Source organism: Sphingomonas sp. NFX23, assembly GCF_049887795.1.
In the GTDB taxonomy this organism is placed as follows: domain Bacteria; phylum Pseudomonadota; class Alphaproteobacteria; order Sphingomonadales; family Sphingomonadaceae; genus Sphingomonas.
The window spans coordinates 46,223-63,867 of record NZ_JAGEKH010000011.1 but is presented as its reverse complement, the minus strand read 5'-3'; the positions used below and the strand labels follow the sequence as shown (position 1 = coordinate 63,867).

General features: G+C 58.2%; 20 protein-coding genes. 16 read left to right on the top strand and 4 right to left on the bottom strand.

The genetic code is table 11. The features are described from left to right. Positions 1–114: 114 nt before the first annotated feature. The 4 genes from J4O76_RS22900 to J4O76_RS22885 all read right to left on the bottom strand — a co-directional run bounded on the left by J4O76_RS22900 (position 115) and on the right by J4O76_RS22885 (position 4,379). Positions 115–2,466 (bottom strand): bifunctional diguanylate cyclase/phosphodiesterase, encoded by a 2,352-nt coding sequence (locus J4O76_RS22900; protein ID WP_426284425.1) that lies wholly within the window; start codon positions 2,464–2,466, stop codon positions 115–117. A 356-nt stretch (positions 2,467–2,822) separates the two neighbouring features. Continuing rightward, on the bottom strand, positions 2,823–3,209 hold the full coding sequence (locus J4O76_RS22895; RefSeq protein ID WP_426284424.1) for a type II toxin-antitoxin system VapC family toxin: 387 nt from the start codon (positions 3,207–3,209) through the stop codon (positions 2,823–2,825). Further along, positions 3,206–3,415, bottom strand: coding sequence for an AbrB family transcriptional regulator (locus J4O76_RS22890; protein WP_426284423.1), 210 nt, complete (start codon positions 3,413–3,415; stop codon positions 3,206–3,208). The genes J4O76_RS22895 and J4O76_RS22890 overlap by 4 nt, the downstream gene beginning before the upstream one ends. 409 nt (positions 3,416–3,824) lie before the next feature. Beyond that, positions 3,825–4,379: a TetR family transcriptional regulator gene (locus J4O76_RS22885; protein ID WP_192974982.1), complete on the bottom strand. Its 555-nt coding sequence runs from the start codon at positions 4,377–4,379 to the stop codon at positions 3,825–3,827. A gap of 38 nt (positions 4,380–4,417) precedes the next feature. On the opposite strand from J4O76_RS22885, the gene J4O76_RS22880 reads away from it, so the two are divergent. The 16 genes from J4O76_RS22880 (at position 4,418) to J4O76_RS22805 (ending at position 17,591) form a co-directional block, all read left to right on the top strand. Beyond that, the gene (locus J4O76_RS22880; protein ID WP_426284491.1) at positions 4,418–5,152 is read left to right on the top strand and encodes a DUF1349 domain-containing protein; all 735 of its coding nucleotides are present in this window, start codon (positions 4,418–4,420) and stop codon (positions 5,150–5,152) included. Between the two features lie 23 nt (positions 5,153–5,175). Beyond that, a complete protein-coding gene (locus J4O76_RS22875) occupies positions 5,176–5,745 on the top strand; it encodes a sugar O-acetyltransferase (protein ID WP_426284422.1) in 570 nt (189 codons plus the stop codon). Then, entirely contained in the window at positions 5,742–6,896 is a 1,155-nt protein-coding gene (locus J4O76_RS22870; protein WP_426284421.1) for an acyltransferase family protein, read from the top strand. The genes J4O76_RS22875 and J4O76_RS22870 overlap by 4 nt, the downstream gene beginning before the upstream one ends. A 25-nt stretch (positions 6,897–6,921) precedes the next feature. Beyond that, the gene (locus J4O76_RS22865; protein ID WP_426284420.1) at positions 6,922–7,398 is read left to right on the top strand and encodes a GNAT family N-acetyltransferase; all 477 of its coding nucleotides are present in this window, start codon (positions 6,922–6,924) and stop codon (positions 7,396–7,398) included. A 14-nt stretch (positions 7,399–7,412) separates the two neighbouring features. Further along, positions 7,413–7,835 (top strand): LytTR family DNA-binding domain-containing protein, encoded by a 423-nt coding sequence (locus J4O76_RS22860; protein ID WP_426284419.1) that lies wholly within the window; start codon positions 7,413–7,415, stop codon positions 7,833–7,835. Positions 7,836–7,951: 116 nt separating this feature from the next. After that, positions 7,952–8,299: a DUF3088 domain-containing protein gene (locus tag J4O76_RS22855; protein WP_426284418.1), complete on the top strand. Its 348-nt coding sequence runs from the start codon at positions 7,952–7,954 to the stop codon at positions 8,297–8,299. Between the two features lie 305 nt (positions 8,300–8,604). Further along, a complete protein-coding gene (locus tag J4O76_RS22850) occupies positions 8,605–9,582 on the top strand; it encodes a sensor histidine kinase (protein WP_426284417.1) in 978 nt (325 codons plus the stop codon). Continuing rightward, entirely contained in the window at positions 9,579–10,292 is a 714-nt protein-coding gene (locus tag J4O76_RS22845; protein WP_426284416.1) for a LytR/AlgR family response regulator transcription factor, read from the top strand. Before J4O76_RS22850 ends, J4O76_RS22845 begins: the two co-directional genes overlap by 4 nt. Before the next feature lie 99 nt (positions 10,293–10,391). Further along, a complete protein-coding gene (locus J4O76_RS22840) occupies positions 10,392–11,678 on the top strand; it encodes an amidohydrolase family protein (protein ID WP_426284415.1) in 1,287 nt (428 codons plus the stop codon). A 172-nt stretch (positions 11,679–11,850) separates the two neighbouring features. Beyond that, positions 11,851–12,324: an NUDIX hydrolase gene (locus tag J4O76_RS22835; RefSeq protein ID WP_426284414.1), complete on the top strand. Its 474-nt coding sequence runs from the start codon at positions 11,851–11,853 to the stop codon at positions 12,322–12,324. A 152-nt stretch (positions 12,325–12,476) separates the two neighbouring features. Beyond that, on the top strand, positions 12,477–12,896 hold the full coding sequence (locus J4O76_RS22830) for a GFA family protein (protein ID WP_426284413.1): 420 nt from the start codon (positions 12,477–12,479) through the stop codon (positions 12,894–12,896). A 534-nt stretch (positions 12,897–13,430) separates the two neighbouring features. Continuing rightward, the gene (locus tag J4O76_RS22825) at positions 13,431–13,922 is read left to right on the top strand and encodes a recombinase family protein (protein WP_426284489.1); all 492 of its coding nucleotides are present in this window, start codon (positions 13,431–13,433) and stop codon (positions 13,920–13,922) included. Between the two features lie 1,055 nt (positions 13,923–14,977). Then, complete coding sequence (locus tag J4O76_RS22820; protein ID WP_426284412.1) at positions 14,978–15,493, top strand: ferritin-like domain-containing protein; 516 nt, start codon at positions 14,978–14,980, stop codon at positions 15,491–15,493. Between the two features lie 253 nt (positions 15,494–15,746). Then, complete coding sequence (locus J4O76_RS22815; RefSeq protein WP_426284487.1) at positions 15,747–16,055, top strand: plasmid stabilization protein; 309 nt, start codon at positions 15,747–15,749, stop codon at positions 16,053–16,055. Between the two features lie 151 nt (positions 16,056–16,206). Then, positions 16,207–16,647, top strand: coding sequence for a hypothetical protein (locus J4O76_RS22810; protein WP_426284411.1), 441 nt, complete (start codon positions 16,207–16,209; stop codon positions 16,645–16,647). Continuing rightward, a complete protein-coding gene (locus J4O76_RS22805; protein ID WP_426284410.1) occupies positions 16,644–17,591 on the top strand; it encodes a cation transporter in 948 nt (315 codons plus the stop codon). Before J4O76_RS22810 ends, J4O76_RS22805 begins: the two co-directional genes overlap by 4 nt. The last annotated feature ends 54 nt before the right edge of the window (positions 17,592–17,645 follow it).

Sequence of the window (17,645 nt, the reverse complement as noted above, 5' to 3'; positions counted from 1 at the left end):
CGGTTCGCTTGGGCGAATGAATGCCGCCCCCGCAGACCCAAGGCCCCTGTCCGTAACGGGACGCTTCGCGCTGCCGGACAGTTCCGTCCAATATGGCTTGGATCAAGTACTTGGTTAGGCAGCGACTCGCCCAAGCGAAGGATCGGCACCGACCTCGACAAAGCTTGCGAGGGCCGCACTGGGAAGCGGTCTGCTAATCAGATACCCTTGAAGCGTATCGCAACCAGCATCTACCGAAAATGCGAACTGGGCTTGCGTCTCGACGCCCTCGACCGTCGTTGCCATGCCCAGGCACTTCGCCATCGTGATGATTGCCCGGACGATGGCTGCGCTCTCATCGTCTTCGGGCAGTTGGCTAACAAACGACTGATCGATCTTGATTTTGTCGAACGGAAATTTGCGGAGGTAGCTCAATGACGAGTATCCCGTTCCGAAGTCGTCCATGGAAACCCGAACACCCAGCGCCACCAGTTCGTTTAACGTTTGCATTGTCCCCTGTTCGTCAGAAAGGAGTACGCCCTCGGTGATCTCTAGGTCGAGGCGGTCTGCTGCCAAACCGGCAGACTCCAAGGCGGCCGCGATAATATCGACGAGCGACTTTTCTCGGAATTGTACCGGCGATAAATTTATAGCCACGCCCATGTTTGCTGGCCAGGTCGCGGCCTCAGCGCATGCGGTGCGAAGGACCCATTCGCCTAATGGGAGAATGAGACCGGTTTCCTCGGCGATACCGATAAACTCAACCGGCGGTATAAGGCCGCGTTCTGGATGATTCCAACGTACCAGAGCTTCTGCCGAGGTAATGCACCCCGTCGCGGCGTCGACCAACGGCTGGTAGTGAAGTTCCAGCTGCCCTTCCGCGATGGCAGTTCTTAGCCCTGCCTCGATCGCACGCCGCGCCCGCATTTTTTCATCGAGCGAGACGTCATAACGACAGAAGGTGGCCCGCCCCTCGGCTTTTGCAGCATAAAGCGCTAGGTCGGCCTTCTGCATGAGGTCGGCGGGATCCTCGCCGTCACCTGGGCATAAGGCCACGCCGACACTTGCTCCGAGATGGATCGGCTGGCCGTTCACCATAAACGGTCGGCTTTCCACCACCGCCACGATCCGCGCCGCGAGCGCAAATGCCGCTTCCGGTTCGTCCGCCGCCACTTGCATAATTGCGAACTCGTCGCCGCCCAGTCGGGCAACGACATCGCTCTCTCGCAATGTCGATCGCAGGCGTTCCGCGACCATCCTGAGGATTATATCACCCGCAGCATGCCCAAGAGTATCATTTACGTATTTGAAGCGATCCAGATCGATCATCATTACGGCACACGGGCGGTCGGCTGCGCGTCGCGATGCCGTGTGCAAAGCAAGCTGATCAAAGAATCTGGCGCGGTTCGCGATGCCTGTCAGAGCATCGGTATAGGCCAACTCGTGAATTTTGGCTTCGGTCCTGAGACGTTCGCGCTGATCACGTATTGCGATCACCGTTTGGACTTTGTGGCCCAAGGCGACTTCACGTCGCAGAACCCTGACTGGAACCTTCCCGCCATCGGCGCGAACGAGGTGGATTTCTCGTTCCTCGCGTTCGGGCATGCTTTCGACGTCGAGCCCTGGCAGTAGAGAGCTGACATAGCTTCCGGTTAGCGCGCCCGCCACATAGCCGGCCATGGACTCGACGCTGTCGTTCGCCGTGACCACGATATCGCCCTGGCAGATCAGCAGCCCCTCAAGTGCGACGTCGGCAAGTTCGCGCAAACGCCGTCGATCCTGCTTCAGGCGCACTTTCGCCGCGATCTCGAAGCGCAGGCCCAGCACTGCCAGCACAATCAGTAGTAGCGATACGCCTGCGACGACGGGGGTGATCGCATCGGGCGTGATCGCATCGGCCGGAAGGCGCTGGGCCGGATCGAAGCGAAGCGTCATTGCAGCCATGCCGCAGAAATGAAGCAGGGCGATCGAAAGCAGCAACAGCGGCGGTGCCGCCAGGCGCATTCGCGCCGAACGGCTGCTCGCTGAAAGCATGGCAAACCCGGCGATTGGTAGACTGATCACGATCGACAGGGCTACCAGCCACATGTTCCATGTAACGATTCCCTGCACCAGGTAGGCCGATTGCCCGACATAATGAAGGGTAGTCACACCCAATCCGACCACAAGCCCCGCCACGAAGTGCAAGGTCCGCTTGCGCACCCGCAGAGAGATCGACACGCCGGCGCCAATACCCATGATTGCGCACGCTAGGGATGTGGCCGTCAGCATAGGGTCGAAGGCTGCGGGCATTCCTGGCTCGAACGCCAGCAGGACAATAAAGTGCGTCGCCCAGGCTGTGCATCCGCTAGTCACGATGCTGATGGCACCCCACCGCAGCCGCGGAGTGCCGCTTACCCGGGCGGCATGATGCGCAAGAGCGAATGAAGCGTAGGTCCCGATCGCGCAAACGACTGCTGCGAGGAGGACGAGACGACCGTCGTGCATGTCCCGCATACATTCGATAACGGTTGATAATGAGCTATCCATTTGGACCGGTTAGCTAATAAATATTAACGGGCTCTCGATCAAAGGTCCAAAACGGTTGTATATGGCTTAGAGCTTGGATCATCAGATCGACGAAGCTGCGTTTTCGTTCAGAGACCTACTTCGGTAAGAGATCCAGACCGCGCATATCGGCGGGGCCGTCGAAACCGACTGTATCTCTGCATCCCCCAATGGCTGACAAACGCATGTTTAGCGAGTGCCGGTCAGCCGTACGAAACAGTATAGCCTCCCCTATCTAATAGCTGCCAATGCATTTAGCCGGTCCTGCGGAAGAGGTCGGACCTGATCGCGAGGTGCTACCGGATCGTCACAACCTTGACGTCGACAGCGTCCGCAATCTTCCTCCAGTTCTGGTCGCTCGTCCGTGCCGGCAACCCATCGCGCTGAGCAAGCGCAAGGCAGAAGCGATCCCCAAGGCTGAGCCCTGCCTCGGCCGTGATCGCACGAAGCCTCCCGGCAATTTGGGCAAGTGCCTTATCCGCAGGCACCACGGTAAGTGGCAGCGGATCAAGCATGGCATCGACCTCCCGCTCAGGCATGCCGGCATGGATAAAATGAGTCACCACCTCGGCGTAATTCACGCTGCTTACGCGGGCGCCCGCGATCCTAGTGGCGACCTTGGCGGCCCCCTTCTCGCCCTTGATCATGGCAGTGAGGGCCGATGCATCGAGCACCACAGTCATTCGCCGCTGTCTTCGCGACGCCGGTTGAGGAATGCGTCAACCGAGGCATCTGGGTTTCCACCGGTATACTGCTTGGCTAATGCCTGAGCTCTTGCCACAGCCTGGTTCGCCGTTCGCAATACGACGCCGTCATCCGTTTCGTCTGGATAGAGCGCACCGCCGCCAATTAGACCCAACCGCTTACGAACGTCAGTCGGCAGATTCATCCGTCCATTTGGAGTTATGTTGATCTATAGCGTCATAGCGGCACCTATGCCTATTTTTAGCCTCATCATCCCTATTAGCCAGCATGAGCCATTAGAGTAAAACTACCAGCTGTATGTCACATCTCGGTCGACCTGCCACAAAGACGCATTCATGGCTTTCAATAGCGTACTGCCATACGCCGGCCGAAACCTAGTGCCTTTTGGGTATACCTCTGAAAAACTGCGCGTTACTCAATCTCAGGAAGCTGGCGCTTCGGAACGGCCTGGTTCTGGTAGTCAACATTCGGCGGCTTTGGCGATGTTGGGTAATCGACCAAGGTTGCTAGGCGCTGCCCCCTTTCCCGAGAAGTGTGGTCCAGCGCCTCAATCGGACGCACCTATTTTTCGTGCCGAGCGGCATTCTGGTAGCTTAATTAGCGTCGGCAATCCGATCCACGATCGCGCGGATGGCGTCCGAGTCAAGCGGCTCCGTATCAATCGAATTATGAATACCTATGCCTTCGACAAGCGCGTCTAAGGCGCGCGCAGTTAAAGGGTCAAACCATCGCTCGAGCGCAATACGGCTGTTCCGCATCCATTCCCGCATGATGGCAGCAATCTCGGGGCGGCGTGCCGCGAACGCGTAAAGTTCGTAACTGAGCAGCAGAGTTCGCGGCGTCGCCCAAACGGATCCCGCAATCACGTCGATGACGGCGTCCTTCGCGCTGTCGCGATCAACCGCCCTCGTCATCCGTTCGGCAAACGTACCCGATGATTGTCTAGCCAGTTGCTCGAACGCAGTCGTCAACAGCTGGTCAAGGGTTACGAAATAATATGTTACCGAGCCCAACGGCACGCCGGCAGCGGCCGCGATGCGGCGATGCGTGGTCCCGGTCACGCCGTACTCGGTGATCGCCTCCAACGTCGCATCAATGATGCGTTGCCGACGCGAGGGATCGTTTCGTCTGGTTCCGCCGCTTGCCACCCGTCGCCCCTTTGCAAAGTATATGTACGGCTGTACACATGTCGTCGTCAGTCACCGGCATGCATCATGCCGTAGCGTATTCGAGGGCGTTGTTCATGCTGGAAGCATCTGTGTCGCGCCGTTTGGTACTGGGGGGCGCTGCCGCCTTGACCCTGCCTGCAGTTGCGGGCGCTGAAGCGATAGGGCCAGCGCTAGGCCGACGCGACGGTCGCTGGCTTAACGCTCCTGCCCAATGGAGCGCCGCCCCGAACGGCGAGGTATCGGTGGTCACCGATCGCGCGACCGATTTCTGGCGTGAGACCCATTATGGCTTCACGCGGGACTCAGGACACTTCCTTGCCTTCCCAACACCTGCAGCCTTCACGGCGCAGCTGCGCATCCGGGGAGCATATGAGAAACTTTATGATCAGGCCGGTATCATGGTCCGCTTGGACGAGCGTCGTTGGGTCAAGGCAGGGATCGAACTATCCGACGGCCGCGCAATGTTGAGCAGCGTCCTGACCGACGGTCGATCTGACTGGGCGACCAGCCCTTACGCCGGCGATCCGCGGGACTTTTGGATGCGCGTTACGGTCGCGAAGGGCGTGCTGCGCCTACAGGTGTCGGCAGACGGCGTTCACTGGCCGTTGATGCGACTTGCCCCCTTCCCCATCGCTGCCTCCTATCAGGTCGGACCTATGGCCTGCACGCCGGAGCGGGACGGATTGCATGTCCGTTTTTCGGATCTGCTCATCACGGCGCCGCTCGAAAAAGACCTTCACGACCTGAGCTGATAACGATGAGCGAAAAGGCGAAAATGTTGGCGGGTGAACTCTACACTGCCGACGATCCCGAACTTGTAGCCGATGCGGCGGGCGCCGTAGCATGGATGGCGGGTTACAACGGTATGCCCCCCCCAACGCCCGAAGGGCAGCTGGCGTTGCTGACCGAAGGGCTGGGCTCCGTCGGCCGTGGCGCTACGGTTCGGCCACCATTCTACTGCGACTATGGCTACAACATTCACCTAGCCGAGAATGTCTTCCTCAACTTCGGCTGCATCCTCCTCGATGTCGCGCGCATCGAGATTGGTGCGGGCACGCAGATCGGGCCGGGCGTCCAGATCCTCACCGCCGATCACCCGCGCGACGCCGTGTTGCGCGCACGACGGTTGGAGTTCGGACGGCCGATCCGCATCGGCGCAAACGTTTGGATCGGAGGAGGGGCGCTCATCCTGCCAGGCGTGACCATCGGGGATGATGCAGTAGTGGGCGCGGGCAGCGTCATTACACGCAATGTTGCCTCAGGGCAGACGGTAGTCGGCAGTCCCGCCAGGGCCCTTCCTCGATCAATGCCCGACGGACCAGCGAACCCGGGAACGCGACGATGACATCAAAAACCAAAGCCACCCCGCCGGATCGTACCCGCGGTGGCAAGATGCACTTCGAAGTACTCGATGGCCTGCGCGGCGTCGCGGCGCTGCTCGTGGTCGCGTTCCATATCCAGGGCATCACGGTACTGTTCGACGCAAACCGGCTACTGCTGCCCCATGCCTATCTAGCGGTTGATTTTTTCTTCGCGCTATCAGGCTTCGTCGTCGGCTACGCCTACGATGATCGATGGGCGTCGATGTCGACCCGGCAGTTCCTTGTGAGACGTCTTGTCCGGTTACATCCGCTGGTGGTGCTGGGAGCGCTCCTCGGGCTGATCAGCTATCTTGCGGATCCATTCGCAGGGAACAAGCAGTACGCGTCAGGCTTGATGATCGCTCTGGCGTTCGTCGCTGCGATCTTGGCACTGCCATCCGCGCCGCTACCCAACCGGCTTGGTGACAGCCATCCGCTCAACGCTCCAGCGTGGACGCTTCTGCAGGAATATTTCGGTAACCTGGCTTACGCATTGGTGTTGCGGCATCTTGGCACCCGCGCCCTGGCCGGCGCCGCTATCGTCGCCGGCGTAATCTCGGCTGCGACAGCATTGTCGTTGGGATCGTACGACACCGGTTGGGGTCTATCCAACTTCTGGGGCGCGCCTGTCCGATTAGCGTACCCGTTCATAACCGGGCTGCTGATCTTTCGGCTGCACGATCGCCTGCCCCGTTGGCGTCTGGGGCTTGTGCCTCTCAGCATTCTGCTCGTCTTGGCGTTCGCTGCCCCCGTGCTGCCTGCCTACGGCATATTGAAGTTGAACGGGCTGTATCAGGCAGTGTGTGTGCTAATTTTATTTCCGGCGATGATTGTGGCGGGTCGGCATTCCGACGGCGGCGAGATGGCGCTGCGAGTGTACAAGGCGGCGGGCCGGATATCCTATCCACTCTACATCACACACTACCCCTTCGTGTACTTGTACATGAACTGGGTATCGACACTTGGCGGATCGACCGGCGCCACGGCAGTAGTCGCGTTCTCGCTATACGCCTTCACCATCGCGTTTGCCCTTGCTGCGTACCGATACTGGGACGTACCGTTGCGGTCGGCTCTGCATCGTCGCACGAGAATGGGCGATGCCGTCGAACGGCGTACGCTTACCTGTGACGATTAGGCAGATACCAGAACGCCTGCATGACATGCCCGTCGCGCCGGAACTCACGCGTGACCTCGTCTACCGGCCTTACTCAGTCGCCGACAAAGCTTCCTGCCTGAAGCTGTTCAACGGCAACGTCCCCGCCTACTTCGCGCAGTCCGAAGGCAGTGAGTTCGAACAATTCCTCGACGATTGCCCGGGTACCTGGTCGTACGACGTCATCGTACGAAGCGATTTCATCGTCGCGTGTGGCGGGTATGCACTTGATGCCCACGGTACGACAGCGAGCCTTTGCTGGGGCATGGTAGATAACGCCCTGCATGGAACCGGCTTGGGGAGATTGCTTACCATGGCCCGTCTGGACGCGGTCAGAGCGATGGCGGGAGTAAGGCAGGTACGGATCGACACTAGCCAACATACTGAAGGGTTCTATGCGTCTCTGGGCTTCGAACTCAATGCCATCATGATCAACGGATACGGACCCGGTCTTGACCGCTGGGACATGACGCTACGTGTTTAGTGCATCATGGCCGGGTGGCGACTTACCTCCAATTCGTCGCAGCCGTGATCCTGTCGCAATGGCTGCTCCATCGGCCCTCGTTGGTGAGCGATCGGCCTTCTGCCCCAATCAACACCTCATCTTTCCTCAACATCGTCGACGGCGCAGCCAGGCACAGGCTGCCGATGGACGAAATCGATTATGTCGCTGCGGCCGGGAACTATGTCGAAGTTGCGTCCAGAGGGAGGGCGCTTCTGCATCGAACGACGCTCGCCACAGTCGAGAAAGAGCTCGGTGACGGTTTCGTTCGCGTCCATCGCAGCCGCCTCGTACGTCTATCCGCCATTCGGAGTATCCAGAGCGATCGAAGCGGAGACTTCACCGTGGTCATGCAGGACGGCGTAGAGCTTCGGGGAAGCCGGCGATATCGAAACGGATTGATCGACGCCCGGGGTTGATCCCTCAACGTTCAACCGACACCGGGATATCGTCGTAGGAGATCGGATGGATGGTGCGAACGCCGGCCGCTCCGGCTCTGAAACTATGCACATATCGTCACAACAGAGGCTCCCGCATGCAACGCGATACGCTCGTCATTCTCAAGCCTGACTTCGCGGACCCCGCATATCCTGATCTCCGGTTCTACTGCTGGCACTGCGCATTGATAGAAGGTGTCCTCGCCAGTTTTCCAGAGCTCCGCAACCAGATCGACGTCCTGCGCGTCGAATGGCCCCGGCCCAGGTATGAAGTCGTCGAGCTGATCGGCAGTGAAAACCAGTCGCTCCCAGTCCTGATTTTCGCAGAGGATGCCGATGAGGAACTGGCGACCGGAATTTACAGAGGGCGCAGATTTGCAGAGGGGAAGGATGCCATTCTTAAGGCTCTCTCACGTCGGCACTCGATACCTTTCCCACACCCGTAAACAAGGAGCGCTTCATTCCCACTGCCAAGCCGCGTCAGGTGCAAGCACGCCACTGAATCCGCAGACGGGTCCTGACCGGAGAGCTAATCTGAATCTGGGTCAGACAACGCACCAGCTGGCATCGGGCGCCACTTTGTCGCGAATGACCCTAAAAGAACGTGGCATCGCGCAGCGTCGCTTGGAACTACCTCGCCTGTCAGATAACGAGGATACCTGTCGTGCTCCCGACTGATCTCAGCCCTCGCAAGAGGACAATAGCAGGCGTGTGGAGTATCGTGGCGGCAGCCTATACGCCTGCGGTATGGATGATCGGAGACGCTCAGGGACAACGCGGATCGTTTTTAGCCGCGTTCGCGGCAATGATGGTAGTTTTCCTTCCATGGGCCTTATCCACACCCAGTCTACTCCGGCTGAGTTCTGAGCTGCCGTTGGGCAGCGGGCGAACCCCGCGTTCTCTGGTACGTCTGACGGTGGTGGGGGCGGTTGGTGTTCCAGTGGTAACAGGTACTGGCCTGACTTTGGAGTGGGCCTCGGCGTGGGCTTTAGGCATAGGCCATCCCGGATCACTGGCACGGCTGCCGATACGCGTGGCAATTACCTCGTTCTTTTCCGTACCTATCTACGGTGGGGTCGTCGCGATCGGACAAGCGCTAGTTTGGGCGGACCGCACCAGGCAGCAAGAGCGCTCCCTTGCCCAAGCTCGCCTTGATACCCTTCGTGCACAATTAAATCCGCATTTCCTGTTCAATGCGTTGGGCGCGGTAGGGGAACTGGTGCACCGTGACGCGGGTGCAGCCCAGAGCGCTATAGCTCGGCTCGCCGATGTCCTCAGAACCACGCTGGCAAGCAATTCAGCCGAAGTGACGATGGCGCAGGAAATTGCGCTGACGAAGGATCACATCGAGCTGCACCGCCTGTTGCTGCCTAACCAAATTGATGTACGGTTCGTGATATCAGCAGATGCTTGGCGGGCCCGGGTGCCCGCCCTAGTTCTCCAGCCTTTAGTGGAAAATGCGCTCGTTCACGGTCTGGGGCGGATGAATGATGGTGGGTGGTTGACGATCAAGGCGACTGTCGATCATGGGCGCCTTTTCATTGAGGTCGCCAACGCGCTTTTGCCCATCAGCCCTCCCTCGCATGGGCTGGGGTCAGGATTGCAGAATGTGCGCGAGAGGCTTGCCGCGTGGCGTGATGCCCGAAGCCAACTGGTAGTTGATCGCAATTCAGACCGTTTCGTCGTTAAACTCAACCTACCATTTGTGCCTGACGAGATGGGCGAATGATACGCACGTTGATTGTCGAGGACGTCCCACTTATTCGGGCTGGCCTACGCCGGCTTTTGGCGCCCCACCCCGACGTCGTAGTAGTTGGAGAAGCAGGAACGCTGTCCGAGGGCCTGGATCGTGCGGAGGCGCTTCATCCTGACCTAGTCTTTCTCGACGTAGAATTACCGGATGGTACGGGGCTGATGCTGGCCTCTGAGTTCAAGGCTCCTAGCCCTGCAATCGTTTTTCTAACCGCCTTTGCGGAATACGCGCTGCCAGCTTTCGGAGTGGAGGCTCTCGGCTATCTTCTAAAGCCTGCGACTTCAGTAGAGGTCGCGAGAGCGCTTGATCGGGTCCGTAGGGTATCGGGTCGGGACGCCCTAAAAGTGGGTAGGCCGCAGCATCTAGAAATCCGGGACGGGAGCCGTACCAGCTTCATTGCGCTGGACTCGATCGACCGGGTCGACGCTGCTGGGCATTATCTTTGCGTTCACGCAGCGGGAGAGGTGCATCTGATGCGTACGTCGATCGCGGAACTCAGCGAACGGCTTGGTCCAGAGTTCATCCGTGTCCACCGGTCGGCGTTGGTGCGCATCGATCGGGTCTTGGCTATCGTTGACCGACGCAATGGCGACGGCGACATTCATCTTGCCGGGGGCTCAACGGTCGCGCTTAGTCGTACCTATCGGGCGCTGTTGGAAGCGGAGTTGAAGGCGCTCGGGTGCTGATTTGCACGACTGGCGCCACCAAGTGACCGGACCGCGTCTCCGGCCTTGTCAATGAAACGGCGAACGGCTTCCTCGCGCCCTTGCCATTACGAGGTAGGTATGAGGCTCGTCATTTTTCCCCTTTCTCTCGTCGCGATGGTCGGTGCGGCACCAATACCAGCGCAAGACGGAAGTGTATTGATACACAATGCCCGAGTATTCGACGGCACCCGCATGCTCGGCGTTCGTGATGTCCTGGTTGAGAACGGACGCATTTCCGCAATCGGTAAGCGCCTCACGGCGTCAGCAGGCCTCGAGACTGTGGACGCAAAGGGCCGGACATTAATGCCTGGCCTGATCGATGGTCACGTTCACGTTTTCCCGGGCGCGCAGTCCGATGCGCTGCGGTTCGGGGTAACGACAGTGTTCGATATGTACTCGGCTGCGGATCAGCAGACGGTTAATCGTTGGCGTGTGCAGCGTACTTCCAATTTGGCAGTCTCGGAGGCCGACACCTACACTGCCGGTGTGGGCGCGACACCTCCTGGAGGGCATCCGATGGAACTGTTCACAGATACGTCGCCCGATGTAGCCAAGCCCGTCACACTGGCGCCAGACGATGATGCGACTGCCTTCATGAAGGCGAGGGTGAGTTCGGGCTCCGACTACATAAAGGTGCTGCAGGATGACGGAACGCGACCAGGGCAACCCGGCAGTCTCCCAACGTTTTCATCGCAGCGGTTCGCACTAGTACTGCAAGCAGCCAAGGCGACGGGTAAACGCGTCGTCGTGCACGTTCAGCAACTCAAGGACGCGAGGGTAGCGGTTGCCAACGGTACCGATGCGCTGGAGCATGCTATATGCGATGCGCCAGTCGATGATGCGTTGATAGCGGCGATGAAGGCCGGAGGCATCGTGCAAACTGCGACGCTTGCGACGTATGCGGGACTAGCGGGTACGAACGACGCGCATCTTCTTGCTGCCGAGCCCGCGGTCTCACCGTATTTGACCCAACGCCAGCGTGGGATGTTAGGCCTCGTGTGGAGGCACCCGCGACCGAACGATTTTGCTATCGCATCAGCAAACGTCGGACGCCTTGCCCGCGCAGGAGTGAGAATCGTCGCCGGCACCGATGCACCTAATCCGACCACTGCGTTTGGCCCATCGCTACACTTGGAACTGAAACTTCTGGTAAGGGCGGGACTGACGCCGACCCAGGCATTGGTAGCAGCGACTTCTGCACCAGCCGGGTTTTTCGGCACCACCGACCGAGGTCGGTTGGCACCAGGTCTAAAAGCCGACATGCTGCTGATCGATGGCGACCCAACAAAAGATATCACCGCTACACAACGTATCGTCAAAATTTGGAAAAATGGTCATGTTATAAATCGTTCTCCACCTTCCTAGGTTAAAGTCTTTTCTATACTATAGATCCCAATTTACAAAAATTAATCGGAGATTACTCAGTAAGACATCTGCTCAATGCGATTAGGATATCAAGCTTAGGCATCGCTCTATGAATAGAATGACGATTAGTTAGCTAAGTCGTGATAAGTATGAAAGAGGTTTTACGCCAAATATGGAAGATATCGATCATGATGCGCCTGTGACGCGTCGTCCCGTCGCGGCAACGATTTCTGCGGTGATCAAGGATGGCGCGGTCTTGCTCGTTCGACGGGCCAACGCGCCAGATGCCGGTCTGTGGGGATTTCCTGGTGGAAAGATAGAATTCGGTGAAACAGTTCATGCTGCTACCGTTCGAGAGTTATTTGAAGAGACTAGCGTAATCGCCGAGGTCGTTACCGTGTTCAACGCGGTAGATGCCTTTGATATTGACGATAGTACCGGCATCCGTGGGCACTATATATTGATCGCAGTTTTATGCCGCTGGATCTCGGGATCACCCCTTGCGGGGGACGATGCTCTGGAAGCTGCATGGCACAGCCTGGCCCAACTAGGAGCGACTGACGTAGGCATGAGCTTCGGCGTCGCCGACGTAGCAAGACAGGCTGCAGCTTTGGCGGGCAATTTCCAGAAGATCAGATTATCATAGTCTAATGAGGCGGGCACAGGAGGCCCTCACCTCTCGGTAAATTAGAAGACCGGAGCCGTCTCAAGTGGGATCGTGGTTCGAGGACGATCGAATTGCATTTTCCAAGCAACTTTGCAAAACGACGGGGATTGATCGGCAGTAGGACAGAGGTAGTGCAGAAAGTAACGGCCGTTGAAGGGTCCTGCCTTTGTGGCGACATTCGGTTTGCGATCGAGGGGAATATACCGGATCTTTATCAGTGCCATTGCCCCCTCTGCCGGAAAGCGACGGGGTCATCGGCGAATGCTGGCATGTTTGTCGCTATGTCTAGTTTTCAATGGAAGTATGGTCAAACTTCGATCCGTTCATTTGTGCGGGAAGCGGGGTATCGAAACGACTTTTGCGCCATCTGTGGAAGTAGCGTTCCGAACATTACTCGAACAGCGGACGGTTTTTGGATTCCGGTTGGTTTATTTGATACCCCGACGACGGCCCGCATTAATAAGCATGTCTTCGTTGCGTTGAAGGCGGAGTGGGACGAAATCGGTGGCAGTGCGGTGCAGATACAACGAGCTCCGGAAAGCTGGGGATAGGCGTTCTTTTACCTTTTTCCGTATACCCATTTGTCTTACATAAGCGGGGAACGAGTGTAATAGCTTGCTCTTAATAGTCAGTCTAATTTTTATTTGCGGCGCTTACTTCAGGCCTGCTCCAGAAATAAAACTTTCGAGATGGCTTCATGGGTATGACGTCTTGGGAAAGTCAACGTGGCTAATATGGATCCATCTCGGGGCACTTTCGATTGTTACCCCGATCCCCGCCCCGCTCCGCAACAGATTGCGACACTGATCGATTTAGTGCTGGTGCGTTTTGGGTGTACCTTTTGAGGACCTGCCGTCAGTCGGTGCTTTTTAGACGCATGGATCACTTAAAAAGGACTGGACAAACAAGCACCACGTATCGAAGACCAAACCATGTTCATACGTGCCTATCTCCGCGCCTCTACCTCTGAACAGGACGCATCACGTGCCCGTGGTGTTCTAGATGCGTTTGCGGTTGAGCAAGGGCTGCGGATCGCAGCGCGATATGTAGAGAATGAAAGCGGCGCGAAGTAGGACCGGCCCGAGCTGTTCCGGTTACTGGCTGACTGCGAACCCGGCGACGTACTGCTAGTGGAGCAAGTCGATCGACTGTCCCGCCTCACCTCGCCGGACTGGCTTCGGCTACGCGGCCTGATCGACGCCAAACAGGTCCGCATCGTCGCGCTTGATTTGCCGACGTCGTGGAGCCTGACGGCGCCGGCCGACGAGTTCACCGGCCGCATGTTTGCCGCGGTCAACGCGATGATGCTCGACGTCCTCGCCGCGGTCGCACGCAAAGACTATGAAGATCGGCGTCGCCGTCAGGCTGAGGGCACTGCCAAGGCAAAGGCAGCCGGCCTTTATAAGGGGCGTCCAGCGAACAAGACCCGCAACGCCGCTATCTCCTCGTTGTTGGGCAACGGCCGTAGCTGGCGGGAGATTATGGCCGCGACAGGTTGCAGCCGCACCCTCCTTGCGAAGATCGCTCGTGATCGCCGGCTGCTTAAGGTGGAGCCTGTGTCGGAAGACACCAGCTAACACGCGGCGCCCCTCGATTGCCGACCTACCCCAGGCCCCATTTATAGAGTCCGCGCCTCCGCCAACTGTCTGATCTGGGTGGTACCAATGTGACATGTTCACTGGTGCCACCGATCAGTCAAAAGGGCGGTTGTCAGACAGGGTATACCCTCTTTCGACGGCATCGTTGTCGATCGATTACGCAACGCGTGATGACAGTGGCTACAGAGTTGCGATCGGCACCCACACGCTCAAGGTTGTAGAGGGAGAATGAATTCAACCGACGGCAAGTCGGTACGAGCGAAACCGGTTAGCTGACGAACGGATACGAAAAAGCCGGTCACCTGCATGACCGGCTTTCCGTTCAACGGCAAAGGTAGTTTAGCGCGGAGGTATGGTACCTGTCGTACCTCCGGTAGTTGTGCCACCCGCTGTACCGGTGCCCATAGTGCCGCCCGCTGTTCCCGGCGTTGTCGAACCAGGCATCGTGGATCCCGATGTCGATCCTCGTGTACGGCTCCGTCCCTTTGATACACTTTGCGGATCGGTCGATGTCGTCGAGCCGCTCGTGCTGGTTGGTGGGTTCGCTTGATCTACGGTTCCGGTGGACATGCCACCGTTCATGCGGCCTGTAGTTGATCCACTACTGGTCGTGCCGCCAGTCGTCGTTCCACCGCCAGCCGTTGTACCGCCAGTTGTTTGGGCCATCGCAACGCCTGGGATGATCAATGCTACCGCAGCTACTGATGTCAGAATACGCATTCTTGCTCTCCTGTCTGATCAATGGAGTAGCGTTTAGTGGCTATACTTGTTCCAACCATCCAAACGCAAACCTGCTAACCCAAATCAATGTATAATGGCTAGTGGTGACCAATCTGCAATGCGGCACTCCCATAAACCGGGTATACTTCCTACTCAGGTTCCCCCACCACCTACCCAATTACTTAATAAAGATTAATATGTTGTCGAATTGTCGCTCTTTTGGCCCCTCTCGCCGCGTATGCTGCGCCCCTCAGCTGGGTAAGTCGTTGAACCTCATGCCGCTTATTGGCTTCCCATTTGCTTAGGAGAGCATCATGAGCTTTTTTGGTAGCAGTACGCACACGCTTGACGATCTGTTTGTCCACGGTCTCAAGACGGTCTATTATGCCGAACGTCAGATTGCCGAGACGCTGCCCAAGATGGCTGCGATGGCGACGAACCGTGATTTACGTGCCGGCTTCGAGCAACACCTCACCGAAACAGAGAACCAGCGCGTTCGTCTCGAGCAGGTGTTTCGTCAGCATGGGGTTGAGGCTGCGGAGACGACCTGCCCCGCAATCGACGGTATTATCAAGGCAGCCAAGGCGACCGCTTCCGATATCGACGACAAACACGTGCTGGATGCGGCGTTGACGTTCAGTGCGCAGATGGTCGAGCACTATGAGATTGCCCAGTACGGCACGTTGATCGCATGGGCACGGGAGTTGGGCCGTGAAGACTGCGCAGCCTTGCTCGCCGAGACGCTGGCCGAAGAGAAGGCCACCGATGACAAGCTAACGCAGATCGCCGAAGCGCGCATCAACCGTACGGCAGAAACGCAGACCGCATAATTACGAGTTTGGTGTGCTGCCGGTGGCGGCACACCAGGCCGGGCTGGCAACTGCGACACTATCCACGATCTGATCCGGGCTACCTAGCCGGACCAATTGGCCGACGATAGCGAGCTCCGTTTTACTCGCGAAGGCTTTTAGCGAGTGACGCGACCGTGAGACGCAGGGGAAAAGCGGGGTTTTGCCCAGACGACGTCGATCGCTTTGGCCCACGCCGAATGTGAAGTTCGATAAGCGTTAGATGGAGAGTGATATGCCTCAAGGCGACAAAGACAAATATACCGATAAGCAAAAGCGCAAAGCCGAGCATATCGAAGAAGGTTACGAAGATCGAGGTACCCCAAAGGATGAAGCCGAGCGTCGCGCCTGGGCGACCGTGAACAAGGAAAGCGGGGGCGGCAACAAGTCTGGCTCCGGCCGCGGAAAGCCCGATACGCATGAATCATCAGAAGCGGGTGGTAAGAAGGGTGGCGAGGTATCCGCGCACCGGTCGGCAGCAGACCGCTCCGCGTCAGCTAAGAAGGCTGCAGCAACGCGGAAGCGTAACGCCGAAAAGAGCTGATGTTCATCTCTTTCCTTGCGGGATGGCTAGGTACAATGTCGGAATCCACACCCGTTAGTTTTCTGATGAAATAGCAGCTTTGTAGGTCACTAGGCCGACCTGAAGGTCGGTCGCGGTAGACGCAATTAACCCTCCCATCCATAAAACAGTCATGAAAGTTTATTTCGCATTGATGTTGTGTCTTTCCGGATGCGGAAACCTACCGAAAGATCCAGACGGTACGCTTGACCGCATTCGGCGCGAGCACGTGATCAGGGTAGGCCGCGTGCAAGGCGGATCGACCACCGACGCAGCGGGTTGGAGGCAAGTTTTGACACGCCTCGAGGCGTCAACCGAGGCAAAGCCTATCCTCCGGTCCGGGATGTTGGAGCCTTTGCTGCTCGACCTGGAGGCTGGCAAGCTTGATGCGGTAGTGGGTGGGCGTTTCGACGAGAAAACACCGTGGAAGGCGCGGGTAAGCCTTGGCCCACCGATCCGTATGATCGAGACGTCAACCGGTAAAACCGCCAGTCATATCGTCGTGCGAAATGGCGAGAACGCGTGGATCATGATGGTACAGCGGGAGGCCAAAGCGGCGGGAGGAAGGCCGTGAACGGAGGCATTCCCAAAGAGCTGAGGGGCAGTCTGCGACGTGCAGAACGCCTGGAGTGGTGGTCTATCGCGTGGACGATCAGCGTGATCATCGTCATGGGCTCAGCAATGGGCTCCAGCCAGACGATGAAGACGGCCTGGATCGAAGATTGTCTCAGCCTTATCCCTCCAGCGGTGTTTCTCATTGCGAGACGTATCGAACGCCGCCCCGCCGACGCACGATTTCCGAACGGCTTTGCACGCGTGCCCAGTCTCGCCTTTGCCATCGCAGCGACCGCGCTGACGGCGTTGGGCGGTACGTTGCTGATCGACTCTGCGATCAGTCTGATCTCGCAGGAGCACGCAACCGTCGCTGCCGTCCATATCGGAGACCAAGAAATCTGGCTGGGTTGGATCATGGTCGCAGCCCAGATCTACTCGATCATCGTGCCCTTGGTTCTCGGATGGTTGAAGCTCCCGCTGGCACGGCAACTCAACGATAAGACGCTGTTCACCGACGCCATGACGCAGAAGGCGAACTGGATGACCGGGATTGCAGGCATAGGCGGTGTGATCGGCATTGGTCTTGGGTATTGGTGGGCGGACGCACTGGCCGCAGGCCTAATCTCGCTCGACATTCTCAACGATGGTATCCGAGCACTGCGCGCAGCGTCAGCGGAACTCATCGACGGCTCCCCTCGGGAGTTGGACAGCACCGACATTGCGCGAGACGCCTCTGCGCTGCACGCGGCGTTAGATGCCCTGTTCCCCGGTGCCGAGGTACATTTACGAGAGACGGGACGAGTGATCAGCGCACAGATCGTCGGTGCGGTGCCACCTGAAAATAAGCTCAACATCCGTGACTATTGGCCGGGTGATCCCGATCGCGCCTGGCGGCTGGGGCATATCAGCTTCGTTCCACCACCTCGCGATAGCGGCGATGCTCTCGAACGCCAAATATCGTGAAACCGATCCCAGCGGCACTTCGCCATCTCAGCGCGTCTGATTTCCCTATCATCC

Coding starts and splice junctions, on each gene's coding strand:
- J4O76_RS22900 (WP_426284425.1), bottom strand. CDS start 2,466: ATGCACGACGGTCGTCTCGTCCTCCTCGCAGCAGTCGTTTGCGCGATC.
- J4O76_RS22895 (WP_426284424.1), bottom strand. CDS start 3,209: ATGACTGTGGTGCTCGATGCATCGGCCCTCACTGCCATGATCAAGGGC.
- J4O76_RS22890 (WP_426284423.1), bottom strand. CDS start 3,415: ATGAATCTGCCGACTGACGTTCGTAAGCGGTTGGGTCTAATTGGCGGC.
- J4O76_RS22880 (WP_426284491.1), top strand. CDS start 4,418: ATGTCGTCGTCAGTCACCGGCATGCATCATGCCGTAGCGTATTCGAGG.
- J4O76_RS22875 (WP_426284422.1), top strand. CDS start 5,176: ATGTTGGCGGGTGAACTCTACACTGCCGACGATCCCGAACTTGTAGCC.
- J4O76_RS22870 (WP_426284421.1), top strand. CDS start 5,742: ATGACATCAAAAACCAAAGCCACCCCGCCGGATCGTACCCGCGGTGGC.
- J4O76_RS22865 (WP_426284420.1), top strand. CDS start 6,922: ATGCCCGTCGCGCCGGAACTCACGCGTGACCTCGTCTACCGGCCTTAC.
- J4O76_RS22855 (WP_426284418.1), top strand. CDS start 7,952: ATGCAACGCGATACGCTCGTCATTCTCAAGCCTGACTTCGCGGACCCC.
- J4O76_RS22850 (WP_426284417.1), top strand. CDS start 8,605: ATGATCGGAGACGCTCAGGGACAACGCGGATCGTTTTTAGCCGCGTTC.
- J4O76_RS22845 (WP_426284416.1), top strand. CDS start 9,579: ATGATACGCACGTTGATTGTCGAGGACGTCCCACTTATTCGGGCTGGC.
- J4O76_RS22840 (WP_426284415.1), top strand. CDS start 10,392: ATGAGGCTCGTCATTTTTCCCCTTTCTCTCGTCGCGATGGTCGGTGCG.
- J4O76_RS22835 (WP_426284414.1), top strand. CDS start 11,851: ATGGAAGATATCGATCATGATGCGCCTGTGACGCGTCGTCCCGTCGCG.
- J4O76_RS22820 (WP_426284412.1), top strand. CDS start 14,978: ATGAGCTTTTTTGGTAGCAGTACGCACACGCTTGACGATCTGTTTGTC.
- J4O76_RS22815 (WP_426284487.1), top strand. CDS start 15,747: ATGCCTCAAGGCGACAAAGACAAATATACCGATAAGCAAAAGCGCAAA.
- J4O76_RS22810 (WP_426284411.1), top strand. CDS start 16,207: ATGAAAGTTTATTTCGCATTGATGTTGTGTCTTTCCGGATGCGGAAAC.